The 24,124-nt window shown below is 67.3% G+C and carries 22 protein-coding genes; 17 read left to right on the forward strand and 5 right to left on the reverse strand.

The window, feature by feature from the left end:
- Positions 1-5 precede the first annotated feature (5 nt).
- Positions 6-1,193, reverse strand: a complete 1,188-nt coding sequence (locus OXQ33_RS11050) for an efflux RND transporter periplasmic adaptor subunit (RefSeq protein ID WP_267434745.1) — start codon at positions 1,191-1,193, stop codon at positions 6-8.
- A gap of 266 nt (positions 1,194-1,459) precedes the next feature.
- Between OXQ33_RS11050 and rpiA the strand changes: the two genes are divergently transcribed.
- The 7 genes from rpiA to OXQ33_RS11085 all read left to right on the forward strand — a co-directional run bounded on the left by rpiA (position 1,460) and on the right by OXQ33_RS11085 (position 8,536).
- The gene (gene rpiA, locus OXQ33_RS11055) at positions 1,460-2,131 is read left to right on the forward strand and encodes a ribose-5-phosphate isomerase RpiA (RefSeq protein WP_267434746.1); all 672 of its coding nucleotides are present in this window, start codon (positions 1,460-1,462) and stop codon (positions 2,129-2,131) included.
- Between the two features lie 74 nt (positions 2,132-2,205).
- Positions 2,206-4,293 carry a transketolase gene (gene tkt / locus OXQ33_RS11060; RefSeq protein WP_267434747.1) on the forward strand — a complete coding sequence of 696 codons (2,088 nt, stop codon included), beginning with the start codon at positions 2,206-2,208 and terminating at the stop codon, positions 4,291-4,293.
- Positions 4,293-5,414, forward strand: a complete 1,122-nt coding sequence (gene tal / locus OXQ33_RS11065; protein ID WP_267434748.1) for a transaldolase — start codon at positions 4,293-4,295, stop codon at positions 5,412-5,414. Before tkt ends, tal begins: the two co-directional genes overlap by 1 nt.
- A 71-nt stretch (positions 5,415-5,485) precedes the next feature.
- Positions 5,486-6,469, forward strand: coding sequence for a phosphogluconate dehydrogenase (NAD(+)-dependent, decarboxylating) (gene gnd, locus OXQ33_RS11070; RefSeq protein WP_267434749.1), 984 nt, complete (start codon positions 5,486-5,488; stop codon positions 6,467-6,469).
- Positions 6,466-7,287 carry a Cof-type HAD-IIB family hydrolase gene (locus tag OXQ33_RS11075; protein ID WP_267434750.1) on the forward strand — a complete coding sequence of 274 codons (822 nt, stop codon included), beginning with the start codon at positions 6,466-6,468 and terminating at the stop codon, positions 7,285-7,287. The genes gnd and OXQ33_RS11075 overlap by 4 nt, the downstream gene beginning before the upstream one ends.
- Positions 7,284-8,030 carry an HAD-IIB family hydrolase gene (locus tag OXQ33_RS11080; protein WP_267434751.1) on the forward strand — a complete coding sequence of 249 codons (747 nt, stop codon included), beginning with the start codon at positions 7,284-7,286 and terminating at the stop codon, positions 8,028-8,030. The genes OXQ33_RS11075 and OXQ33_RS11080 overlap by 4 nt, the downstream gene beginning before the upstream one ends.
- A 53-nt stretch (positions 8,031-8,083) precedes the next feature.
- Positions 8,084-8,536, forward strand: coding sequence for a biliverdin-producing heme oxygenase (locus OXQ33_RS11085; RefSeq protein ID WP_267434752.1), 453 nt, complete (start codon positions 8,084-8,086; stop codon positions 8,534-8,536).
- Positions 8,537-8,769: 233 nt separating this feature from the next.
- On the opposite strand, the gene OXQ33_RS11090 is transcribed toward OXQ33_RS11085, so the two are convergent.
- Complete coding sequence (locus OXQ33_RS11090) at positions 8,770-10,926, reverse strand: histidine kinase dimerization/phosphoacceptor domain -containing protein (protein ID WP_267434753.1); 2,157 nt, start codon at positions 10,924-10,926, stop codon at positions 8,770-8,772.
- 185 nt (positions 10,927-11,111) lie between these two features.
- On the opposite strand from OXQ33_RS11090, the gene OXQ33_RS11095 reads away from it, so the two are divergent.
- Both OXQ33_RS11095 and OXQ33_RS11100 read left to right on the forward strand, forming a co-directional pair.
- Positions 11,112-12,278, forward strand: a complete 1,167-nt coding sequence (locus OXQ33_RS11095; RefSeq protein WP_267434754.1) for an acyl-CoA dehydrogenase family protein — start codon at positions 11,112-11,114, stop codon at positions 12,276-12,278.
- Positions 12,279-12,324: 46 nt separating this feature from the next.
- The gene (locus OXQ33_RS11100; protein ID WP_267434755.1) at positions 12,325-13,926 is read left to right on the forward strand and encodes a carboxyl transferase domain-containing protein; all 1,602 of its coding nucleotides are present in this window, start codon (positions 12,325-12,327) and stop codon (positions 13,924-13,926) included.
- 77 nt (positions 13,927-14,003) lie between these two features.
- On the opposite strand, the gene OXQ33_RS11105 is transcribed toward OXQ33_RS11100, so the two are convergent.
- Complete coding sequence (locus tag OXQ33_RS11105) at positions 14,004-14,420, reverse strand: DUF559 domain-containing protein (RefSeq protein ID WP_267434756.1); 417 nt, start codon at positions 14,418-14,420, stop codon at positions 14,004-14,006.
- Positions 14,421-14,492: 72 nt separating this feature from the next.
- Between OXQ33_RS11105 and OXQ33_RS11110 the strand changes: the two genes are divergently transcribed.
- Together OXQ33_RS11110 and OXQ33_RS11115 are read left to right on the forward strand one after the other, a co-directional pair.
- Positions 14,493-16,346, forward strand: a complete 1,854-nt coding sequence (locus OXQ33_RS11110) for an acetyl/propionyl/methylcrotonyl-CoA carboxylase subunit alpha (protein WP_267434757.1) — start codon at positions 14,493-14,495, stop codon at positions 16,344-16,346.
- Positions 16,343-16,792, forward strand: a complete 450-nt coding sequence (locus OXQ33_RS11115) for a MaoC family dehydratase (protein ID WP_267434758.1) — start codon at positions 16,343-16,345, stop codon at positions 16,790-16,792. Before OXQ33_RS11110 ends, OXQ33_RS11115 begins: the two co-directional genes overlap by 4 nt.
- Before the next feature lie 10 nt (positions 16,793-16,802).
- Here the strand turns inward: OXQ33_RS11115 and OXQ33_RS11120 are convergent, their stop codons facing one another.
- Positions 16,803-18,842, reverse strand: a complete 2,040-nt coding sequence (locus OXQ33_RS11120) for a TonB-dependent receptor (RefSeq protein ID WP_267434759.1) — start codon at positions 18,840-18,842, stop codon at positions 16,803-16,805.
- Between the two features lie 345 nt (positions 18,843-19,187).
- Between OXQ33_RS11120 and ccmC the strand changes: the two genes are divergently transcribed.
- The 6 genes from ccmC (at position 19,188) to OXQ33_RS11150 (ending at position 23,900) form a co-directional block, all read left to right on the forward strand.
- Positions 19,188-19,913, forward strand: coding sequence for a heme ABC transporter permease CcmC (ccmC, locus tag OXQ33_RS11125; RefSeq protein ID WP_267434760.1), 726 nt, complete (start codon positions 19,188-19,190; stop codon positions 19,911-19,913).
- A gap of 97 nt (positions 19,914-20,010) precedes the next feature.
- Positions 20,011-20,445 (forward strand): cytochrome c maturation protein CcmE, encoded by a 435-nt coding sequence (gene ccmE, locus OXQ33_RS11130; protein WP_267434761.1) that lies wholly within the window; start codon positions 20,011-20,013, stop codon positions 20,443-20,445.
- Positions 20,442-22,376 carry a heme lyase CcmF/NrfE family subunit gene (locus OXQ33_RS11135; RefSeq protein ID WP_267434762.1) on the forward strand — a complete coding sequence of 645 codons (1,935 nt, stop codon included), beginning with the start codon at positions 20,442-20,444 and terminating at the stop codon, positions 22,374-22,376. The genes ccmE and OXQ33_RS11135 overlap by 4 nt, the downstream gene beginning before the upstream one ends.
- Positions 22,373-22,900 (forward strand): redoxin family protein, encoded by a 528-nt coding sequence (locus OXQ33_RS11140; RefSeq protein WP_267434763.1) that lies wholly within the window; start codon positions 22,373-22,375, stop codon positions 22,898-22,900. Before OXQ33_RS11135 ends, OXQ33_RS11140 begins: the two co-directional genes overlap by 4 nt.
- A complete protein-coding gene (locus tag OXQ33_RS11145) occupies positions 22,897-23,274 on the forward strand; it encodes a cytochrome c-type biogenesis protein (protein ID WP_267434764.1) in 378 nt (125 codons plus the stop codon). The genes OXQ33_RS11140 and OXQ33_RS11145 overlap by 4 nt, the downstream gene beginning before the upstream one ends.
- On the forward strand, positions 23,238-23,900 hold the full coding sequence (locus OXQ33_RS11150; RefSeq protein WP_267434765.1) for a tetratricopeptide repeat protein: 663 nt from the start codon (positions 23,238-23,240) through the stop codon (positions 23,898-23,900). Before OXQ33_RS11145 ends, OXQ33_RS11150 begins: the two co-directional genes overlap by 37 nt.
- Positions 23,901-23,904: 4 nt before the next feature.
- On the opposite strand, the gene OXQ33_RS11155 is transcribed toward OXQ33_RS11150, so the two are convergent.
- Complete coding sequence (locus tag OXQ33_RS11155) at positions 23,905-24,117, reverse strand: DUF3072 domain-containing protein (RefSeq protein ID WP_267434766.1); 213 nt, start codon at positions 24,115-24,117, stop codon at positions 23,905-23,907.
- Positions 24,118-24,124 lie beyond the last annotated feature (7 nt).

Below are 24,124 nucleotides of genomic sequence, written 5' to 3' on the forward strand. Positions count from 1 at the left end.
TCCGGTCAGCCCGCCTTGCCCTTGGCGGCTTGCATCTTCTTCATCTGCTCGGGCGAGGGGGGCTGGACCTTTTGCGGGCTGTTGGCGGGGACGGCCTTTACGCTCTGGCCGGGGCGGAGATTGGCGAGTCCTTGCGTCACCACCTTGTCGCCGGGCTTCAGCCCGTCGGTGACGACCCAGAAGGACCCTTGCGTCCGCTCGGCCTTGACCGTCTTCTGCTGCACCTTGCCGTCGGCACCGACGACGAACAGCGTCGCATTGCCCTTCGCATCGCGCGCAATGGCTTGTTGCGGGACCAGATAGGCGCTGGTGTCGATCGCCTGGGCAAAGCGCGCGCGCACGAACATGCCGGGCAGCAACAGCCCTTGCGGATTGGGGAAGCGCGCGCGCAGCGTCACGGTGCCGGTCTGCGGGTCGACCACCGCCTCGGCGAACTCGACGGTGCCGGTCTGGCCGTAATCGGTCCCGTCCTCCAGCCGGAGTGTCACGCGCGCGCTGGCGGGGATCAGGCCGTCGCGCGCCGACAGGCTGCGGCGGAGCGAGAGCAGGTCGGCGGCGGATTGCTGGATATCGACGAAGATCGGGTCGAGCCGCTGGATTTGCGCGAGCGGATCGGTCTGGCTGGCGCTGACCAGCGCGCCGACGGTGAACAGCGAGCGTCCGATCCGCCCGGTGATGGGGGCGGGGACGGTGGTGAATTGCAGGTTGACCCGCGCGGTCTCCAGCGCGGCGCGGCTCTGCGCCACCTGTGCCGCCGCCTGGCGGGCGCTGGCCTGCGCGTTGGTATAATCCTGCTTCGAGATGGCCTCGATCTGCGCCAGCGGGCGATAGCGTTCGGCGAGGGTGCGCGTCGCCTCGGCATTGGCCTGCGCGCTTTGCAGATTGGCGGCGGCCTGGTTCACCGACGCGCGATAGAGGCGCGGGTCGATCTCGTAGAGCGGCTGGCCGCGCTTCACCAGCGAACCTTCGGTGAAGAAGCGGCGGCGGATGACGCCGGTCACCTGCGGACGGACGTCGGAGCTTTCGAAGGCGGTGGTCCGCGCCGCCAATTCGGTCACGATCGGCGCATTGGTCGGCTGAACGGTGACATAGCCGACGGTCGGCGTCTGCTGCTGTCCGCCCGCGCGCCCCTTGGCCGCGCCGCCCTTGTCACCACCACCGCATGCCGACACGCTCGCCAGCGCCAAGACCATGGCCGTGCCGGCAAGCGCCCGGCGCCCGCGAAAGCCTGGAAAGTTCAAATCGTCCACCTGCCTGAAATGCCGAGCGGGAACCCGGCTCGCGCCTCAATGCGTGATCCGGGCAAACGTTGCTGTCTTATGTCAAATTGCACGAGGCGGGAGCGAAAAGGCAAGGGATGATGGCCTAAATCACCGGCCTTTATTGTCGCAATTTGTCGCGCCGCCGCAAAACGGGACGCCAGGGAGCCTTTGCGGTTCTGAAGCATTTTCTCAAGGAAATGAAGGATCGGGACGCCGATAAGCACCTCGCCGCCGCTGCTGCGGTGCGGGAGGTATGCGACGATATGCTGGTGGGCCTGGGCACGGGCTCGACCGCCGCGAATGCCATTACGGCGCTCGCCGAACGGAGTTTGCGGATCGAGACGGTCGCCACTTCGCTTGCGAGCGCCAGGCTGGCCGAATCGCTGGGTCTGCGGGTGCGCGACTTCGCCGAGGTATCGCGGGTCGATCTGGCGATCGACGGTGCGGACGCGATCGACGCGCGGCTGCATGCGGTCAAGGGCGCCGGCGGGGCGATGCTGCGAGAGAAGGTGGTGGCCGCCGCGGCCGACCGGATGATCGTGATCGCCGATGGCTCGAAGCGGGTGGCGCGGCTGGGCAACGCCGCGCTGCCGGTCGAGATACTGCCCTTCGCCAAAAGCTATGTCATGGCGCGGCTGGCCGATTTTTTCGTCCGTGCCATCGAGCGTCCGGACTATCGGACGGACAATGGCAATATCGTCGTCGACGGCCATGGCTGGGACGATTCCTCGCTCCCGACCCTGGCCGATTCTCTGGTAGCGGTACCAGGAATTGTCGGGCATGGTCTGTTCCTGCGCGAAATCGACGCCGCCTATATTGCGGACGACGGGATCGTTACCCGGCTGGAACGGGGGCGGAACCCGCGCTAAGGCCGGACGCGCATGGCAACCAGAGCGGACGCGGGCGCGTTCGATCGTACAAGACAAGGATGAGGCCAGACTCCATGACCGATGCCACCACCCACGCCGTGGCCGATACCCATCTGCACGAAGACGGGTCGATCGAGCGACTGACCATCGACACCATCCGCACCCTGTCGATGGACGCGGTGCAGCAGGCCAATTCGGGCCACCCCGGCACGCCGATGGCGCTGGCCCCGGTCGGTCACACCGTCTGGTCGAAATTCCTGCGCTACGATCCCGCGCATGCCGACTGGCCCAATCGCGACCGCTTCGTGCTGTCGGTCGGCCATGCCTCGATGCTGCTCTATTCGCTGATCCACCTTGCGGGGATCGAAGAGATCGACGCGAACGGCAAGAAATCGGGCAAGCCCGCGCTGAGCCTGGAAGACCTGAAGGGGTTCCGCCAGCTTAGCTCCAAGACGCCGGGCCACCCCGAATATCGCCACACCACGGGCGTCGAGACGACGACCGGTCCGCTGGGCGCGGGCTGCGGCAACTCGGTCGGCATGGCCATCGCCGAGCGCTGGCTGGCGTCGTACTTCAACCGCGAGGGTTTCCCGATCTTCGACCATGACGTCTATGTCGTGTGCGGCGACGGCGACATGATGGAGGGCGTCGCGTCGGAAGCCGCCTCGACCGCCGGGCATCTGAAGCTGTCCAACCTGTGCTGGATTTATGACTCGAACCAGATTTCGATCGAGGGCGGCACCGACATCGCGTTCGACGAGGATGTGGGCAAGCGGTTCGAGGCCTATGGCTGGAACGTGCTGCATGTCGACGACGCGAACGACATCGGTGCGCTGACCGCCGCGCTCGATACGTTCAAGGCGACCACCGACAAGCCGACCTTCATCGTCGTCAAGTCCGTGATCGGCTATGGCAGCCCCAAGGCGGGCAGCGAAAAGGCGCATGGCGAGCCGCTGGGCGAGGACGCGATCCGCGCGACGAAGAAGGCCTATGGCTGGCCCGAGGACGCCAAGTTCCTGGTGCCGGACGGCGTGCGCGAAGCGTTCCAGGGTGCGATCGAAGCGCGCGGCAAGCCGCTGCGCGACGAATGGGTCGCGATGGTCGAGCGCTATCGCGCCGAATATCCCGAACTCGCCGCGCAGCTCGACGCGATGCTCGCCGACAAGCTGCCCGACGGCTGGGACAGCGAGATTCCGGTGTTCGAGGCGGATGCCAAGGGCGTCGCCAGCCGCGACTCGGGCGGCAAGGTCCAGAACGCCATCGCCGCCAAGGTGCCGTGGCTGATCGGTGGTTCCGCCGACCTCGCCCCCTCGACCAAGACGCTGATCAAGGATGGCGGTTCGTTCCAGGCGGGCAGCTATGGCGGGCGCAACATGCATTTCGGTGTGCGCGAGCATTCGATGGGCGCGATCGTTGACGGCATGGCGCTGTCGCATCTGCGCTCCTATGGCGCGACCTTCCTGGTCTTCTCCGACTATATGCGTGCGCCGATCCGCCTTGCCGCGATCATGGAGCTGGGCGCGGTGTTCGTCTTCACGCACGACTCGATCGGCGTGGGCGAGGATGGCCCGACCCACCAGCCGATCGAGCATCTGGCGACGCTGCGCGCGATCCCCGGCCTCGACACGATCCGTCCCGGCGATGCCAACGAGGTCGCCGAGGCATGGCGCTGCGCCGTCGAGTCGGCCAGCCACCCGACCGCGCTGATCTTCTCGCGTCAGGCGCTCCCCACCCTGGATCGCAGCAAATATGCTCCGGCCTCGGGCGTGAAGAAGGGTGGCTATGTCCTTGCGGATTGCGAGGGCACACCCGATCTTATCCTTATCGCAACGGGTTCGGAACTGTCGCTGGTGACGGACGCCTATGAGACGCTGAAGGCGGATGGCGTGAAGGTTCGCGTCGTCTCGCTGCCGAGCTGGTATCGCTTCGAGATGCAGGACGCGGTCTATAAGGAAAGCGTCCTGCCGCGCGCCGTCACCAAGCGGCTGGCGGTCGAGCAGGCCGGGTCGATCGGCTGGGACCGCTATGTCGGGTTCGAGGGGCGGACGATCACCATGTCGACCTTCGGCGCCTCGGCCCCGCTCGCCAAGTTGCAGGACAAGTTCGGCTTCACCCATGACAATGTCGTGAAGGTGGCCCGCGAAATGCTGGAGACCAAGTGATGAGCAAGCTGTCGGAACTGGGCGCCAAGGGCTGCGCCCCCTGGCTCGATTTCGTCGATCGCAAGTTCCTGGAGGCGAAGGGCCTGGAAAAGCTCGTCGCCGAGGACGGGCTGACCGGCGTCACCTCCAACCCGTCGATCTTCGAAAAGGCGATGGGGCATGGCGACGCCTATGACGCCACGCTCGCCGCCTTCGACAAGGAAAATCCCGGCGCGGCGACCATCGACCGTTACGAGCATCTGGCGATCCAGGACATCAAGGCGGCGGCGGAAACGCTGAAGCCCGTCTATGACCGGCTGGATGCCAAGGACGGCTATGTCAGCCTGGAGGTCTCGCCCTATATCGCCGACGACACCGACGCGACCATCGCCGAGGCCGAGAAGCTGTGGCACGCGGTCGACCGCCCGAACCTGATGATCAAGATCCCGGGCACCCCCGCCGGCGTGCCCGCCATCGCCGCGACCATCGCCAAGGGGATCAATGTCAACGTCACGCTGCTCTTCTCGGTCGATGCGTACATCAAGGTCGCCGAAGCCTATGCCTTGGGCCTGGAAGAGCGGGTCAAGGCCGGGCAGCCGATCGACCGGATCGCCAGCGTCGCCAGCTTCTTCGTCAGCCGTATCGACTCGGCGATCGACAAGAAGATCGACGATCGCGTCGCCGCCGGTGACGCGGAGGCCGAGGCGCTGAAGGCCGTGCGCGGCAAGGTCGCCATCGCCAACGCCAAGATGGCCTATCAATGGTATCTGGACTTCCTGAAGTCCGACCGCTGGCAGGCGCTGGCCGCCAAGGGCGCGCAGCCGCAGCGGTTGCTCTGGGCCTCGACGGGGACCAAGGACCCGTCCTTCCCGGATACGCTCTATGTCGACACGCTGATCGGGCCGGATACGGTCAACACCATGCCGCCCAAGACGATGGACGCCTTCCGCGACCATGGCACGGTGGCCGACACGCTGACCGCCGATATCGACGAGGCTCGCCACGTGCTGGCCGAGGCCGAGCGGCTGGGCCTGGACCTGAACGGCGTGACCGGCACGCTGGTGGCGGAGGGGGTCGCCTCCTTCGTCAAGGCGTTCGACGATCTGCTCGGCGCGATCGGGCAAAAGCAGCCGGCGGCCTGAGGCCCCGGCGGCCCCCTCCCCAAAGCGGGGAGGGGGCCTTTTACATTCTGATGATAGTGATGGAGTTCCGCATGAAGATCGGTCTGGTCGGCCTCGGCCGCATGGGTGGTAACATCGCGCGCCGCCTGATGCAGGCGGGGCATCAGGTGGTGGCCTGGGATCGCAGCGACGAGGCGGTGCAGGCGCTCGCCAAGGACGGCGCGGAGGCGGCCACCGGGCTGGAGGACATGGCGACCAAGCTCGCGGACAAGGCGATCTGGTGGGTGATGCTGCCCGCCGGTGGCCCGACCGAGGACACGATCGCGGAGATCGCCAAGCTGGCCAAGGATGGCGATGTCGTCATCGACGGCGGCAACAGCTTCTACAAGGACGATATCCGTCGCGCCAAGCAACTGGCCGAACAGGGCATCCATTATGTCGATGTCGGCACCTCGGGCGGCGTCTGGGGCCTGGAGCGCGGCTATTGCATGATGATCGGCGGCGACAAGGAAACGGTCGACCATCTCGACCCGATCTTTGACGCGCTGGCCCCCGGCCTGGGCGATATCGTCCGCACGCCGGGCCGCATCGCCGACAAGGTCGATCAGCGCGCCGAAAAGGGCTATATCCATGCCGGGCCAGCCGGTGCGGGTCACTTCGTCAAGATGATCCACAACGGCATCGAATATGGCCTGATGCAGGCCTATGCCGAGGGCTTCGACATTTTGAAGTCGAAGAACAGCGACAAGCTGCCCGAGGACGAGCGCTTCGACCTGAACCTGACCGATATCGCCGAAGTGTGGCGGCGCGGCAGCGTGATCTCGTCCTGGCTGCTCGACCTGACCGCGATCGCACTCGCCAAGGACGAGATGCTGGAGCAATTCTCCGGCCATGTCGCGGACTCGGGCGAGGGCCAGTGGACGATCGACGCGGCGATGGAGGAGAAGGTCCCGGCCAATGTCCTGACCGCCTCGCTCTTCGCGCGCTATCGCAGCCGGGTCGAGCACACCTATGGCGACAAGATATTGTCGGCGATGCGCTTCGGCTTTGGTGGCCACACCGAAATCCCGCAATGAGCGAGCCCATCCGGCTGGTGGTGTCCGATGTCGACGGTACGCTGGTCGACCCGGACAAGAAGCTCCGCGCCGCCACCATCGCCGCCGTCCGGCGGCTGGAAGCGGCGGGGGTGGGCTTCACCATCATCAGTGCCCGGCCGCGTTCGGGGCTAGGCTGGCTGGCCGAGGAACTGGCGATCGACGCGCCGATCGGGGCGTTCAACGGGGGCACCGTGTTCCGTCGTGACGGTTCGATCGACGCGCAATTCCGCGTGCCGGTCGAGGTCGTGAAGGACGTGCTGGCGGTGGCGGCCGAGAGTCCGGTCGCCATCTGGGTCTTCGCCGACGACCGCTGGTACGCCAGCAGCGCCGAGGGGAGTCATGTCGAGCATGAGCGCAAGGCTTCGTCGCAGGAGCCGGTGATCGCGCAGGACTTTGCGGCGCTGGTCGACAAGGTCGACAAGATCACCCTGGTCAGCGACGATGCCGAATTGCTGCGTGGATTGCATGATCGGGCGAACGCGGCGCATGGGCAAGCGGCGACCATCGCCCAGTCGCAGACCTATTATCTCGACGTGACTGCGCTTCGGGCGAACAAGGGCGACGGGGTGGCGACGCTGGCGAAGGCGTTCGGAGTGCCGCTGAGCCAAGTCGCGGTACTGGGCGACCAGGCCAACGACCTTCCCATGTTGGTACGCGCGGGGCTCCCGATCGTGATGGCGAACGCACCGCAAGCTGTTAGGGAACAGATATCGGTACACACCCGTTCCAACGCGGACGACGGCGTGGCCCATGCCATCGACACGATCATCATGCCCAGAATCGGAGTGCCTTCATGAAGCAACTGGTTGCGTTCGACCTCGACGGTACGCTGGCCGAAAGCAAACAGCCCCTGGGCGAACCGATGGGGGAGGCGCTGGCCGACCTGCTCGACGTGGCGCATGTCGCGGTGATCTCGGGCGGTGACTGGCCGCAGTTCCACAAGCAGGTGGCGAGCCGCCTGCCGGAGCGCGCCGACCGCACCAAGCTGTGGCTGATGCCGACCACGGGCACCAAGCTCTATACCTATCAGGACGGCGAATGGACCCCGGTCTATGCCGAACTGTTCGACGATGCGACCAAGGCCAAGATCCTGGAGGCGTTCGACGCCTCGCTGGAGGCGACCGGCTTCGTGCCCGAGCAGACCTGGGGCGAGCGGATCGAGGATCGCGGCAGCCAGATCACCTTCTCCGCGCTCGGCCAGCAGGCGCCGATCGACGCGAAGGAACATTGGGACCCCAAGTTCGAGAAGCGCAAGATCATCCAGGCCGATCTGAAGCAGCGCCTGCCGGGCCTGTCGATCAACATGGGCGGTGCGACGTCGATCGACATCACCCGCGAGGGCGTCGACAAGGCCTATGGCCTGAAGAAGCTGCGCGACGCGAGCGGCATATCACTCGACGCGATGATGTTCATCGGCGACGCGATCTTCCCCGGCGGCAACGACTATCCCGCCAAGGAACTGGGCCTCGACACGGTCCGCGTGCGCGACCCGGAAGAGACGCTGGCGGTCATCGCGGGGATCGTCGCCTGCCTGAAATAAGCGACAGCGCATCGGCCATCCTGCGCGCCCGGACCGGTCCCGCGCATGAGGCGGTGGATGCCGCTTATGGTGCCTATCGGCTGGACGATCGGGAAAGCTATACGGCGTTCCTGATCGCCCATGCGCGGGCACTGCCCGTGGTCGAGGACTGGTTGTCCGCACGGCGGATCGGCTTTCCCTGGCGGTCGCGGCGTGCGGCGCTGGCGGCGGACCTTGCGGCGTTGGGCCAGGCCATGCCCGAGCCCCTGACGCTCGACCTGCCGGATGACGACGCGGCGCGCTGGGGCGCGCTGTACGTGACGGAAGGATCGCGGCTGGGCGGGGTGATGCTCGCCCGGCAGGTGGGGGAGGGGTTGCCCAAGGCCTATCTCCAATCCGGCTTCGGGCCGGGCGAGTGGCGCGACTTCCGCCATGCGCTGGATGCGGCGGCGGGTGATGAGGCGTGGATCGACCGGGCAGTAGAGGCCGCAGACATTGTGTTCGCCCTTTACGGCAAAGCGGCGTAACCCCCATCCTCCGTTCAGCCTGAGCGAAGTCGAAGGCTAGGGGATTCGCCTTACTTTTATTCCCCTCCACCCCGGCGAAGGCCGAGGTCCGGATGCGAGGCATTTTGACGCTCCGAAAGGATGCCAAAACTGGACTCCCGCCTTCGCCGGGGTGGCCCCTGTGGGGTAATTATGCCCTTGGCCTTCGACTTCGCTCAGGCTGAACGGAGGTTAGAGCCCTGAAGGCTTCCCCCTCAATCCGCGATCGGCGCGATCACGATGGCGCGGAGGCCCGGCTGGTTGTCGTCATATTCGATCGTGCCCGACAGGCGCTGCATCATCGCGGCCATCATCCGGCTGCCGAAGCCACGACCGTCGTCGACCTCATCGTCGCCCTTGCCGCGCCCCTCGTCCGCGACGATCAGGCGCAGGCGGTTGCCATATTGCTCCAGCGTGATCGTCACCGGCCCCGCCGCGCCGTCATAGGCATATTTGGTGGCGTTGATGATCAGTTCGGTCGTGACCAGCCCCAGGTTGATCGCCCGATCGGTCGGCATCAGGATCGGCGTCAGGTCCATGCGCATCATCGCCGACCAGTCGCGGCCCATCGACTGGCGCATGTCCCCGACCAGTTCCTCCAGATAACGGGCCAGGTCGACGGTATGGATCTGGTCGTCGCGGTAGAGCCGGCGATGGACCAGCGCGACCGCGGACAGCCGTGCCTGCGCCTCGTTCAACTGCTCGCGCACATGGGGGTCGCCCGCCGCCTTGGCCTGGAGCGACAGAAAGGACGAGACGAGCTGGAGGCTGTTCTGGACCCGGTGGTCCACCTCCTTCATCAGCACGTCCTTCTGCTGGAGCAACGCTTCCTTGTCGTCCAGCGTCCGCTGCAACGCGCTGTTCAGCCCGCGCAGCCGGTGGTTCTGCGACGCTTCGTGCAGGGCCCGGCGGAGGCGATGGGCGGATTCCACTTCCTCCATCGTCCAGCGACGCGAACGCCCGCGCACCGTCTCGCGCCAGCTGTCGAACGAGGCGCGCGGGGTCAGGGTGGCATCGGGGGTCGCGGCGACCGACTTGTGCGGATTGCCCGCCCATTCGACCTCCTCGACCTGCTCGGCACGGAACCACAACAGCGTGATCCCGCCATCGACCAGCGGCAGGGCCAGCACGCCGCTGGCGGTGGCGGCCAGCGGCGCCGTCTCGGGCATCGCGTCGGCCAGTTGATGGGTGACGAACAACTCGCCGCCGGTACGCGCGATCACCGTCTGCGCGATGTCGAGCGAGGCGAGAGCGGGCGGGCAGATGCCATGGTCATGCACCTTGCCGCCATGGACGATGGCGAAGCCGGTCCCGCCCAGCATGGTCATCAGGTCGGGCATCAGGCGGCGAATGACGGGGACGATATCGCCCGGCCCGACGACGCGCGGCAATATGCCGTCCTCCGCCGCGCGCAAGCGAAGGCGCTCGCGATAGAGTTCGGCCTCCTCGCGCGCCCGGATCTGGCGCGCCAGGCCGCCGGCCAGCGCGGCGGCGGCGGCGCGCAGTTCGGCGGACAGGCGGCGCGGGCTGTGATGGTGGCAGGCTACCATGCCCCACAACACCCCGTCCTTGACGATCGAGATCGACGCGGAGGCGACCACGCCCATATTCGCCAGATAGCGCAAGTGGATGGGCGAAACGCTGCGCAAGGCGACGTCGCTGAGGTCCAGCGTCTCGAACCCGGCGGGGCGGAGCGGCGCGGGGACATAGCCGATATCGGGGATGCAGCGCGTCCGGTTGCGGACGTACAGCGCGCGGGCCTGTTTCGGAATGTCCGATGCGGGAAAGTGATGGTGGAGGAAGGATTGCAGCTCCGGCGCGCGCGCCTCGGCCACGACGCGGCCGGCATCCTCGTCCAGAAAGCGATAGACCATCACCCGGTCGAAGCCGGTCAGCAGGCGGAAGGTGGTCGCCGCCCGGTCAAACAGCATCGACAGGTCGCCGGTCCGCTCGAAGCTCGTCGCCGCCGCGTCCAGCCAGGCGAGCGGGCTGCCCCGGCCCCAGGGAGCATCGGCGATGCTGGGTTCCAGTTCGATCAGCACCCGTTCTCCCGCGACGCGGTGCGCGGTAACCGAAAAGGCTTCGTTCGACCCGTCGACGGGGACGGCGGCGACCGCCGAGCCCGGTCCGATCAGCATGGCGGCGACCATCTTCGCCACGTCCTGGCCCAGCAGTTCGGACAAGGGGCGATCGAGCCATTCGGGGGCCAGCCGGTCCTCGATGTTCCCTGCGCCCGCGACGATCCGCTGCGTCGCGGCATCGGCCACCAGCAACAGGCCATGTGGCTGTATCGCCCCGGGAATATGGATGGGTTCCCGGTCGCAGGCAGTGATGTCTTGCTCTGGATCGGTGGCGACGGGACGGGTGGCCATCAGGTGATCAAATCCTCTCGTCCCTGCCACATGAAGGGTTTCGCGACCAGTTGCAAATGTTTGGATCGGTTATTCGATCCACCTTGGCATCAGCCGAGATGACCGAGGCTGGAACGAAGATTGCGCGTTTGGGTAATATCCGTTTAAAGCGGGGCAACGGACTCAAAGAGCCGCTTGGAGAGGACATGATCGAGGATTTCGACTTCGCGCTGGGCGAGAGCGCGGACATGATCCGTGAGGCGACGCGCCGTTTCGCGACCGACCGGATCGCGCCGCTCGCGGTGCGGATGGATGCGGAGGACTGGTTTCCCCGCGACATCTGGCCCGAAATGGGCGCGCTTGGCCTGCACGGCATCACGGTGGACGAAGCCGATGGCGGGCTGGGTCTGGGCTATCTGGAGCATGTCGTCGCGATCGAGGAAGTGTCGCGCGCCTCCGCCTCGCTGGGGCTCTCCTATGGCGCGCACTCCAATCTGTGCGTCAACCAGATCAGGCGCTGGGGCTCGGCGGAGCAGAAGGCGAAATATCTGCCCGGCCTGATCTCCGGCGAGCATGTCGGTAGCCTGGCCATGTCGGAGGTGTCGGCGGGGTCCGACGTGGTGTCGATGAAGCTGCGCGCGCGCCAGGTGGATGGCGGCTGGCGGCTCGACGGTACGAAGTTCTGGATCACCAACGCGCCCTATGCCGACACGCTGGTCGTCTATGCCAAGACGGGCGAGGGGAGCCGGGGCATCACCGCCTTCCTGATCGAGAAGGCTATGGCGGGCTTCTCCATCGGCCAGAAGATCGACAAGATGGGGATGCGCGGCAGCCCGACCGCCGAGCTGGTCTTCAACGACTGTTTCGTCGCCGACACGCAGGTTATGGGGCCGGTGAATGGCGGCGTCGGGGTGCTGATGAGCGGGCTGGACTATGAGCGCGCGGTGCTGGCGGGCATACAACTCGGCATCATGCAGGCGTGTCTCGACGTGGTCGTGCCTTATGTTCGCGAGCGTCGCCAGTTCGGCCGGGCGATCGGCGAGTTCCAGCTGATCCAGGCCAAGATCGCCGACATGTATGTCGCGCTCAATTCGGCGCGCGCTTATGTCTATGCGGTGGCGCGGTCGTGTGACGCCGGGCGGACCACGCGGTTCGACGCGGCGGGCGCGATCCTGCTCGCCAGCGAGAATGCGGTGAAGGTTTCGCTGGAGGCGATCCAGGCGCTGGGCGGGGCGGGCTATACCAAGGACTGGCCGGTCGAACGCTTCGCGCGCGATGCCAAGCTGCTCGACATCGGTGCGGGGACGAACGAGATTCGCCGGATGCTGATCGGGCGCGAGTTGATCGGCAAGCTCGAAAAGGTGGCGCAATGAGCAGAACCTTATTCCTCCCCCTCCCCAAGCACGGCTTGGGGAGGAATTGATGGGGGCTGTGCTTTCCTCGCGTATCGCGCGCGACGATGCGGGCTTCCGTGCCAATGCAGAGCACAACCATGCGCTGGCCGAGCGCCTCCGCGCCGATGTCGCGAAGGCCGGGCTCGGGGGTAGCGAAGCGTCCCGCGAACGCCATGTCGCGCGCGGCAAGCTGCTTCCCCGCGACCGGGTGGAGCAGTTGCTCGATGCGGGCTCGCCCTTCCTCGAAATCGGCCAACTCGCGGCCAATGGCCTTTACGACGACGCCGTCCCCGGTGCGGGGGTGATCGCCGGCATCGGCCGCGTCCATGGCCGACAGGTGATGATCGTCGCCAATGACGCGACGGTGAAGGGCGGCACCTATTACCCGCTGACCGTCAAGAAGCATCTCCGCGCGCAGGAGATCGCGCTCGAGAACCGCCTCCCCTGCATCTATCTGGTCGATAGCGGCGGCGCGAACCTGCCGCATCAGGCGGAGGTCTTTCCCGACCGCGACCATTTCGGTCGCATCTTCTTCAACCAGGCGCAGATGTCGGCGGCGGGCATTCCCCAGATCGCCTGCGTCATGGGAAGCTGCACGGCGGGCGGCGCTTACGTTCCCGCCATGTCCGACGAGACGGTGATCGTGCGCGGGCAGGGGACGATCTTCTTGGCCGGGCCACCCCTGGTGAAGGCGGCGACGGGCGAGGTCATCTCGGCCGAGGAACTGGGCGGGGCGGACACCCATGGCCGCAAGTCGGGTGTGGTCGATCATGTCGCCGAGAATGACGACCATGCGCTGTCCATCGTCCGCGATATCGTCGAGACTTTGCCGCCGCAGGTCATGCCCGACGTCAACCTTACCGAGCCGGACGAACCGCTCTATCCGGCGGAGGAACTCTACGGCCTGATCCCGCAAGATGTCCGCGCGCCCTATGACGTGCATGAGGTGATCGCCCGGCTGGTCGACGGTTCTCGCTTCCACGAATTCAAGGCGCTGTACGGCGCTTCGCTGGTGTGCGGCTTCGCGCATATCCATGGCAAGCCGGTCGCGATCCTCGCCAATAACGGGGTGCTCTTCTCGGAGAGCGCGCAGAAGGGCGCGCATTTCATCGAGCTGGCGTGCCAGCGTCGTATCCCCTTGCTGTTCCTTCAGAACATCTCCGGCTTCATGGTCGGCGGGCGGTATGAAGCCGAAGGTATCGCCAAGCATGGCGCCAAGCTGGTGACGGCGGTGGCGACGGCGCAGGTGCCCAAGATCACGGTGCTGATCGGCGGCAGCTTTGGGGCAGGCAATTACGGCATGTGCGGGCGCGCCTATTCCCCGCGCTTCCTGTTCACCTGGCCCAATGCGCGGATCAGCGTGATGGGCGGCGAACAGGCGGCGAGCGTGCTGGCCACCGTCCACCGCGACGCGGACGACTGGACGCCCGACGAGGCGGAGGCGTTCAAGGCCCCGATCCGCCAGCGTTACGAGGATGAAGGCAATCCCTGGTACGCGACGGCGCGACTTTGGGATGACGGGATCGTCGATCCGGCGCAGACCCGTGATGTGCTGGGTCTGGCGCTGGATGCGTGTCTGAATGCTCCGATCGCGGAGGCGCCCCGGTTCGGGGTGTTCCGGATGTGAGGGGGATTTGCCCCTCCACCACCGCTTCGCGGCGGTCCCCCTCCCCATCTTCGATGGGGAGGAATGAAGAAGTCTCCCTATTCCTCCCCAAGTTTGACTTGGGGAGGGGGACCGTCCGTAGGACGGTGGAGGGGCAAGCGATCGCGAGCCTGCGCCATGATATAGCGAACGGCGCTATCCAGATCACGAAGCACGTCGCGAGCCGGGATGCGCAAAACCGCCACCCCATGCTCCGCCAGAAACGCGTCCCGCCGAGCATCCCGCTCCGGCCGATCCCCGCACCCGTGGACCTCGCCATCCACCTCCACCGCCAGCCTTGCCGCCGGGCAGTAGAAGTCCAGCACATACGCCCCCGCCGGATGCGGTCGCCGAAACCGCAGCCCGTCGGGCCGCTCCCGCAAAACCCGCCACAGCACAACCTCGGGCAGTGTCAATTCACGACGCAAACCCCGCGCTCTTCGCACCGTCCTGCCCGGCTTTGTCGGTACCGCCATCGCCCCTCCACCATCGCTGGCGCGATGGTCCCCCTCCCCAAGCTAAGCTTGGGGAGGAATGGAGTATAGACTATGTTCCAATCCCTCCTCATCGCGAATCGCGGCGAGATCGCCTGCCGTATCATCCGCACCGCGCGGGAGATGGGCCTGCGCACCGTCGCCGTCTATTCGGAGGCCGATGCCCAGGCGCTCCATGTCCGGCTCGCCGATGAAGCGATCCTCATCGGCCCGGCCCCCGCGCGCGAAAGCTATCTCGACGCGGCCCGCATCCTCGCCGCCGCGAAAGGCAGCGGGGCGGAGGCGATCCATCCCGGTTATGGTTTCCTGTCGGAGAATGCCGAGTTCGCCGAGGCGGTGATCGCCGCCGGGCTGGTCTGGGTCGGTCCGAATCCCGACAGCATCCGCGCCATGGGCCTGAAGGACGCCGCTAAGGCCCGGATGATCGCCGCCGGAGTGCCCGTCACCCCCGGCTATCTGGGCGAGGACCAGAGCCCCGAACGCCTCGCCGTCGAGGCGGAGGCGGTCGGCTATCCCGTGCTGATCAAGGCGGTCGCGGGTGGCGGCGGCAAGGGGATGCGCCGCGTCGACGACTCCGCCGCTTTCGCCGAGGCTTTGGCGTCCTGCCGTCGCGAGGCGGCATCCTCCTTCGGCGACGACCGGGTGCTGATCGAGAAATATATCCTCTCGCCCCGCCATATCGAGGTGCAGGTCTTCGGCGACCGGCATGGCCGGGTCGTGCACCTGTTCGAGCGCGACTGCTCGCTGCAACGCCGCCACCAGAAGGTGATCGAGGAAGCCCCCGCGCCCGGCATGGACGATGCCACGGGGCAAGCGGTGTGTGCCGCTGCCGTCCGCGCCGCGCAGGCGGTCGATTATGTCGGGGCCGGGACCATCGAGTTCATCGCCGACGCCTCCGAAGGCCTGCGCGCCGACCGGGTCTGGTTCATGGAGATGAACACGCGGCTCCAGGTCGAGCATCCCGTCACCGAAGCGATCACCGGCGTCGACTTGGTCGAATGGCAGCTCCGCATCGCAGCGGGCGAGCCCCTGCCGATGGCGCAGGAGCAACTCGCCATAAACGGCCATGCCATCGAGGCGCGGCTCTATGCGGAAGACCCCGCCAAGGGCTTTCTGCCCGCCATCGGCACGCTGGAGGTGTTCGATCTCGGCAACGATCCCGCGATCCGCATCGACACCGGGGTGGAGGAAGGCGCGGAGATCAGCCCCTGGTACGACCCGATAATCGCCAAGGTCATCGCGCATGGGCAGACCCGCGACGAAGCCCGCGAGGCGCTGGCCGATGCGCTGGACGAGGCGGTGATCTGGCCGGTGCGCACCAATGCGGGCTTCCTCGTCCAGGCGCTCGACCATCCCGATTTCGCGAGCGGCCAGGTCGATACCGGCCTGATCGCGCGCGAGGGCGAGGCGCTGATGCCGCCGACCGAACCTTCGGAAGAGGCGTTGGCCGAGGCGGCGGCGGCGCTGGTCGGGCAGGATGCCCTCACCGGCTTCCGCCTCAATGCCGCCCCGAAGCGAACCGCGCGCTTCCTGCTCGACGGCCGGCCGATCGCCGTCGATTTCGGCGAGGCAGGCGATGTGCCCCCTTCGCCTTCCGAGCAATTGCTGATCTCCGAGGGTGGGCAGAGCTGGTCCTTCACCCGCTGGCGTGCCGATGGGCTGACGGCGGGCGGGGCGGGCGACGGCGCGATCCTGTCGCCCATGCCGGGCCGGATCATCGCGGTGGCCGTCACCGAGGGCCAGACGGTCGGCGCGGGCCAGCCGCTGGTCACGCTGGAGGCGATGAAGATGGAGCATGTCCTGACCGCGCCCTTCGACGGCATCGTCACCGACCTGACGGCCGAGACGGGCGGCCAGGTGGCGGAGGGCATTGCGCTGGTCCGCATCGTCGCGGAGGATGCGGCATGAGCGGGCGCTTCTTCGAGGACTGGACCATCGGCGACCGGATCGACCATCCGATCCGCCGCACCGTGACCGAGACGGACAATCTCCTCTTCTCGACCATGACCCATAATCCGCAGCCGCTGCACATCGACGCGGAGGCGGCGAAGGCGAGCGAGTTCGGGCGGATACTCGTCAACGGCACCTTCACCTTCTCGCTGATGGTCGGGCTGTCGGTGGGGGAGACGACCCTGGGAACGCTGGTCGCGAATCTGGGCTATGACGAACTGGTCATGCCCGCGCCGGTCTTCTTAGGGGATACGCTGCGCGCGACGAGCGAGGTGACGGCGTTGCGAGAGAGCAAGTCGCGACCGGGGGCGGGGCTGGTGACGTTCCGGCACGAAGCGCTGAACCAGCGAGATCAGGTGGTGTGCCGGTGCCTGCGTACGGCGTTGGTGAAGAAGCGGGGGTAGGGCAAGGGAATCACAACCGCGTTCGTACCCCGATCCACAACGTCCGCGGCGTCGCCCGCTCGATCAGCCCCGCGCCGCTATAGGCCGCCTCCACCCGCGCATCGGCGAGGTTCTCCGCCCGCGCCTCGATCAGCCAGCCGCGCACCACCGGCACCGCCGCATAGGCGTCGAACGTCGTGGCGGGGGCGAGGCTACGGCTGTTCTGATCGTCTTCGAACTGGCGGCCGACATGCCGCACCGTCCCGCTCAGCAGCGCGCCACGCTGCTCGACCGCGAGCGTCGCCGAAAGCTGATCGCGCGTGGTTTGTGCGGGACGCAATCCGTCCAGCGGCGCGGCCGATCCCGACGCCTCCACCCGCGCGTCGACATGCGACCAGGAGGCGCGCGCGCTGACCGGCCCGGCGCTGGCATTCGCCTCCAGCTCGAACCCCTGCGAGCGGATCGCGTCCAGATTCTGCCGCATCCGATACACGCCGTTCGCGGCCACGAAGCCGACGCCCGGAAATGTCCCCGGCCCGCGCCCCATCGTGACATTGGCGATGGCGTCGGTCAGCCGGTTGACGAAATACGTCCCCGACAGCCGCAGGCCCTTCGCCGGGGTCAGGTCGAAACCGCCCTCCACGCCCTCCACATGCTCCGGGTTCAGCGCGGCATTGGCGGCGGTCGCGTCCGCCCCTGCGCGGAACGGCCGATAGAGTTCGTTGAGCGTCGGAAGCCGCCATCCACGATAGGCCGCCGCGCGCAGGCTCAGGGGCGGAACCGGCCGTACCGCCACGCCCAGTCGTCCGGTGAATTCCTGCCCCGACCGATCCGGGAAATCGCTGTCGGTCAGCACCGCGCTGGTCGCCAGCACGGCTTCGTCCAGCCTGCCGTTGCGGATGCGCCAGTCGTCCACCCGCGCCGCTGCGGTGACGGTCAGTATCCTGGCCTCGACGCTGCCATCGGCGAACAGCCCCATGGTCCGCGTCGCGCCGCCCGCCTCGCGCCGCCGGGTCGGGAGCCCCGCGACATAGGTGTAGAGCTCCTGCGTCCGCCCGCTGGTGTCGCGAATGTCTCCGCCCAGCCGCAGCGTCACCGCATCGCCGAGCGGCGGCGAAACCTCGATCCGCCCGCCAAGCCCGGTGGCGGGGACATTATACTGGTCGAGGGTCAGTGTCGCCGTCGTCCGTGCCGCGTTCACGCTGGCATAGCGCGACGCGAATTGCCGCGTCTGGACATAGGCCAGCGCCGACCAGCCCCAGGCCCCGCGCCCGACCAGCCGGATGCTCGCATCGGCCCCGTCCGAGCGATTGTCGGTGAAGTCCGTCCCCCGGTCGCGCGCATCGTGGAAGGCGGCGAGCGTCATCTGCAACTCGGTCGAAGGCGCGATGCCGACGACGCCGCGCGCCGCGCCCGAATATTGTTCGTAAGGGGCGGGGCGGTCGGCGGGGCCGCGTTGTCCTTCGACGATGGGCGTGAAGCCGTCACCCCGCGCATAGGCCCCCGACAGGGTCAGGAAACCGCCTTCGCGCACCAGCGAGGCTGATCCTTGCGCATCGACTGAATCCCGGCTGCCATAGGATAGCGCCAGGTCGAGCGGGGAGAACTGGTCGGGCGTCGCGCTATCCATCTCGATCGTACCCGCCAGCGCGCCCGGGCCCCAAAAGCCCGAGCCGCCGCCGCGCGTCACCCGGATGCGTCCCAGCCGTCCGGTGGCATAGGCGGGGAAGACCACCCAGCCGCCGAACGGATCGGCCTGCGGCACCCCGTCGAGGAACAGCAGCGCCCGGCTGGAGGCATTGCCGCCGAGACCCCGCAAGGTGATCCCCTGCGACGTCGGATGCGCCGAGCGGCTGTCCGAGCGGCGGAACTGCTGGAGGCCGGCGACATCGGAAAGAACGTTCTCCAGCCGCTGCGAGGCGTTCTGCGTGATCCGGTCTCGGTCGATCGTCACCACATCCAGCGCGCGGTCGCCGGGCTGGTCGGCCAGACCGCGACCGGTGACGGTGATGGTGGCGGATTCGGTGGTCTGGGCGAGAAGGGGCGCGGGGGTGAGCGCAAGGGCGAGCAAGAGTGGGCGGTGGCGTGCAGGCATGATGATGTGATGGTCCCCTTTGCGCTCCCGATAGGGATGTCATGGAGAGAAGACGAATCAGAACGTTAACGGGTCCCAGCCTTCATGGGTCTCACGCCCCTCCCGCTTGCGAGTTTCAGGTCGGTCATGCCCCCCGGCATGACCTAAACGATGCTGGGCATCGTTTACCTGAAACTGGGATGGGGGAGGGCAAGGCCACGGGCGATGGGCTCTGTGAGACTCCATGCCCTCCCCAAACCCCTCCCGCCTGCGGGAGGGGCTTAAAGAAGCAGGGAGAAGGCGGATGACGCGCCCGAAAAACCCCCTTACAGTCCTGTCATCGTGGCCACCCTACACACCCTTGCGAACCCCGCGCGTTTCCTGAAGATCGCTCGTCCGCTGACCGGGATTTTCCTGGGGGCGGGCATCGTGCTGATCGCCGTTGCGGTCTGGGCGGGGCTGACGCAGACGCCGCCCGACTATCTTCAGGGGGAGACGGTGCGCATCCTCTATATCCATGTTCCCGCCGCGTGGCTGGGCATGGGCGGGTGGAGCGGCATCGCCATCGCCAGCCTGTCGCTGATCGTCTGGCGGCATCCGCTGGCGCAGGTCGCCGCGCGCGCCATCGCCTGGCCGGGGGCGGTGTTCGCTGCCTTGTGCCTTGCCACCGGGTCGATCTGGGGGCGGCCGACCTGGGGGACGTGGTGGCAATGGGATGGGCGGCTGACCTCGATGCTGCTCCTCCTGTTCGTCTATCTCGGCTATATCGCGCTGGCCCGTGCCGATGCGGATCGTGGCGGCGACGGGCGGATTCCGGCACTGTACGGGCTGGCGGGAACGGCGTTGCTGCCGGTGATCCGTTACTCCGTCGTATGGTGGAATACGCTGCACCAGGGCCAGTCCATCGGGCTGACCGGCTCCAGCATCGACAAGTCGCTGCTCTGGCCGCTGCCGATCGCGCTGGCCGGGTTCACCTTCCTGTTCGCCGCCATCGTGCTGATGCGGATGCGCACTTTGCTCGCCAAGGCCAAGGCCGAGGCGCGGATGCGGCGGATGGCGCGCGCATGACCCAGATGGCGTTCGTCGCGGCGGCCTATGCGGTCATGCTGGGAGGCGCGGGCGCGCTGACCCTGATCAGCTATCTGGCGATGAAGCGCGCCGAGAAATGACGCCCAAATCGCAACGTCTGACGCTGGCGCTGCTGGCGCTGGCCGCGATCGTCGCGGCGGTGTTGCTCGCCATGTCGGCGATGAAGGACCAAGCGGCCTTTTTCTACACCCCCTCCGACGCAAAGGCGCAGGGGTTGCCGCTGGGCCGTGACGTGCGGCTGGGCGGGATGGTTCAGGCGGGCTCGGTCCACCGCGCGCCCGATGGGGTGACGGTGCGCTTCGTCGTGACAGACGGCAAGGCGACGACGCCCGTGACCTTTGCCGGGATCACTCCGGATCTGTTCCGTGAGAAATCGGGCGTGGTGGCGGAAGGACGGTTCCAGCCGGACGGCCGCTTCGTCGCGACCAACCTGCTCGCCAAGCATGACGAGAAATATATGCCCCCCGAAATGGCGGGCAATATGCACGAGAGCCGGAGCCTGGAGCCATGATCGCCGAGGCGGGTCTGGCCGCCCTCTGGTTCGCGGCGATGCTGGCGGGATTACAGTTGCTGCTGGGCGTGCTGGGCTTGCGCCGAAAGGATGTGGCGGGCGAGCAGGCCATGGCGGCGATCGGCCCGGTCGCGATCGTGCAGGGCGCGCTGGTCGCCATCGCCATGGCCGCGCTGATCATGGTGTTCCTGAACACCGATCTGTCGGTTAAGCTGGTCGCCGAGAACAGCCATTCGGCCAAGCCCTGGATCTACAAATTCGCCGGAGCCTGGGGCAATCACGAAGGCTCGATGCTGCTCTGGGTCACGATCCTGGGGGCGGGCGGTGCGCTGGTCGCGTGCAAAGAGCGCGCGCTCGACCGGGCGACCCATGTCGCGACGCTGGCGGCGCAGGGGGCGATCGCGCTGGGTTTCTATGCCTTTCTGCTGTTCGCCTCCAACCCGTTCGCGCGGCTGAACCCCGCGCCGATCGAGGGGCAGGGGCTGAACCCACTGCTCCAGGACCCCGGTTTGGCCTTCCACCCGCCGACGCTCTATGCGGGCTATGTCGGGCTATCGGTCGCCTTCTCCTTCGCGGTGGGTGCACTGGTGACGGGGCAGGTCGGCCCGGCCTTCGCCCGCGCGATGCGGCCCTGGGTGTTGGGTGCCTGGGTGTTGCTGACCATCGGCATTACGGCGGGGTCCTACTGGGCCTATTATGAGTTGGGCTGGGGCGGCTGGTGGTTCTGGGACCCGGTCGAGAATGCCTCGCTGATGCCGTGGCTGGCGGCGACGGCCTTGCTCCATTCGGTCAATGTGCTGGCGGCCCGCGACGGCTTGCGCGCCTGGACCGTCATGCTGGCGGTCGTCGCTTTCTCCATGTCGATGATCGGGACGTTCCTGGTCCGCTCCGGCATCCTCACCAGCGTCCATGCCTTTGCCGTCGATCCCCGGCGGGGCGCGTTCATCCTGGCGCTGCTCGGCCTCTATATCGGCGGCGCGCTGGCGCTGTTCGGTGCGCGGATCGGGCAGGTGCGGGCAGGGCGGAGCTTTTCGTTCGTCAGCCGCGAGGGCGGGCTGGTCATCAACAACCTGTTGCTGTCCGTCATCCTCGGCATCGTGCTGATCGGCACCCTTTATCCACTGGTCGCCGCTGGGTTCGGGGTGAGGCTGTCGGTCGGGCCGCCCTTTTTCCACGCCGCCGCCGGGCCGATCGCGCTGGCATTGGTCGCCGTCATGGCGGTGGGACCGATGTTGCGCTGGCGGCAGGATCAGGCGGAGGCCGTGCTGATCCGTATGCTGTGGCCGATGGTCGCGGCGGCGGGAACCTTCGCGTTGGTGTTGACCCTGACCGGCGGCATGGGGGTGCTGCCGCTGCTCGGTCTGTCCTTCGGCGTCGGGCTGATCGTCGCCAGCGTGCTGCCGATCACCCGGCGCAACTGGCGGCGCACGCCCTTGCCGATCTGGGGCATGGTCCTTGCGCATGTCGGGATCGGGGTCAGCATGATCGGCATGGCCTGCGACAGCGCCTTCACGGCCGAGCGGCTGGTGGCGCTCTATCCGGGGCAGGCGACGATCGTCGGGCCGTGGCGGGTGCAGTTGAACCGCATCTATCCGGCGATCGGACCGAACTGGTCGGCGCTGGAGGCGCGGCTGACCGCGACGCGCGACGGATCGGCGGAGTCGCTGCGCCCGCAACAGCGTTTCTTCACCGATCCGCCGACCACCACCAGCGAAAGCGCCATCGCGACCCATTGGGACGGCCAGCTCTATACGGTGCTGGGGCAGCAGGACGCCGCGACCGGTCGCTGGCAGTTGCGCCTGTGGTGGAAGCCGTTCGTAACGCTGATCTGGTTGGGCGGCGCGCTGATCGCGCTGGGCGGCGCGCTGGCGCTGTTCGGGCGCTGGTTCAAGGGGTGGCAACAGCGGCGGCGTGAGGCGCTTTGGGGATGAAGCGCTGGCTGATCTGGGTGCCGCTGGCGGCCTTCGCCATCCTGTTCGTCGTGGTCGCGAGCGGCCTGATGCGCCCGTCCGATACGACCGTTCATTCGACGCTGGTCGACAAGCCTTTGCCCGATTTTCGCCTCGACCCGATGGTGCCGGGCAAGCCGGGGCTGGCGAGCACCGATTTCGGCAAGGGGCGTCCGCGCCTGCTCAATGTCTTCGCGAGCTGGTGCATCCCCTGCATCGCCGAGGCACCGCAACTCATGGCGCTGAAGGCCAAGGGGGTGGAGATCGATGCCATCGCCATCCACGACAAGGGGCCCGCCATCGCCGACTTCCTGCGCCGCAACGGCGATCCCTATACCGCGATCGGTGACGATGCGCGCAGCCGGGTGCAACTGTCGCTCGGCTCCTCGGGCGTGCCGGAGACCTTCCTGATCGACGGGCGCGGGCGGATCGTGCGGCAATATATCGGCGATATCCGCACCGATCAGGTTGACCAGATCGTCCGCGATGTGGAGGCGGCGCGATGAGCCTGTTCCTCGCCCTGGCGCTCGCGGCGGCCACGACAGCGCCCGATTACGGCAACACCCAACTGGCCGACCCCAGCGCCGAGGCCCAGGCCCGCGCGCTGATGGGCGAGCTGCGCTGTGTCGTCTGCCAGGGCCAGTCGATCGCCGACAGCGATGCCGACATGGCCGCCGACATGCGCGCGCTGGTCCGCCAGCGTATCGCCAAGGGGGAAAGCCCCGACGCGATCCGCCATTGGCTGATCGAGCGGTACGGCGATTATGTCAGCTATGATCCGCCGCTGTCGGGCGCGACCGCCTTGCTGTGGGCGACGCCGATCCTGTTGTTGGGCGTCGGGGCGTGGATCGCGCGCTCCAGCTTTCGGAAGAGGCGCTGATGGGCTGGCTGACGCTTCTGGGACTCGCGGCCGCGGCGATCGCGCTGGCGTTCTGGCTGCGTTTCCCCCGGCCGCTCTGGACGATGCTGGGGGCCGCGCTGGCGCTGGGCGGAGTCGGCTATGCATGGCAGGGAAGGCCGACGCTGCCCGCCGCCGCGCCCGTGCGGCCATCCGACCGGCAGTCGGACAATGAGGCGCTGATCGATCTGCGCGGGCAGTTGATGGGCCGTTATGGCGGCGAGGCCGCGATGTTCACCGCCGCCGACGCCCTGGCGCGGTCGGGGGACAATCGGACGGCGGTGAAGATCATGCTGGGTGCGGTTGGGGCCAACCCGCGCAGCGTCCCTTATTGGACCGAGCTGGGCAATGTCCTGTTCGCGCATGACCGCGATCAGATGTCGCCCGCCGCGCAATTCGCGTTCCGCCGGGCGCGGACGCTGGGGGCGAACGACCCGGTGCCCTTCTTCTTCGAGGGGTTGGCCTGGATGCGGGCGGGGGATTTCGCCAAGGCCCGGTTGCTATGGCGACGCGCCCTGCAACTGACCCCCGCCGACGCCTCCTATCGCCCGGCGATCGAGCAACGGGTGATGCTGCTCGATCAGGCGATGCGGATGATGGGGCAATAGGGGTTTACTGGCCCCGCCCGGTCTTGGCCTGAAGCGCGTCGATCCGCTTGGAGGCGTCGGCCTTGCTCAACGTTTCGTCGAAGCCTTCGCCTGCTTCCTCGGACAGGGTCTTCAGATAGCTCGCCTGCGCGCCGGTCATCGGTTCGTCGCCGGTCGTCCAGTCATCGGGGTCCTTCTCGGCATTGGAGAAGGGTTCGGTCTTGGGATTGTCGGTCATCGCGAAT

The sequence above is a fragment of the Sphingomonas sp. GM_Shp_1 genome (assembly GCF_026540895.1).
Classification (GTDB): Bacteria; Pseudomonadota; Alphaproteobacteria; order Sphingomonadales; family Sphingomonadaceae; genus Sphingomonas.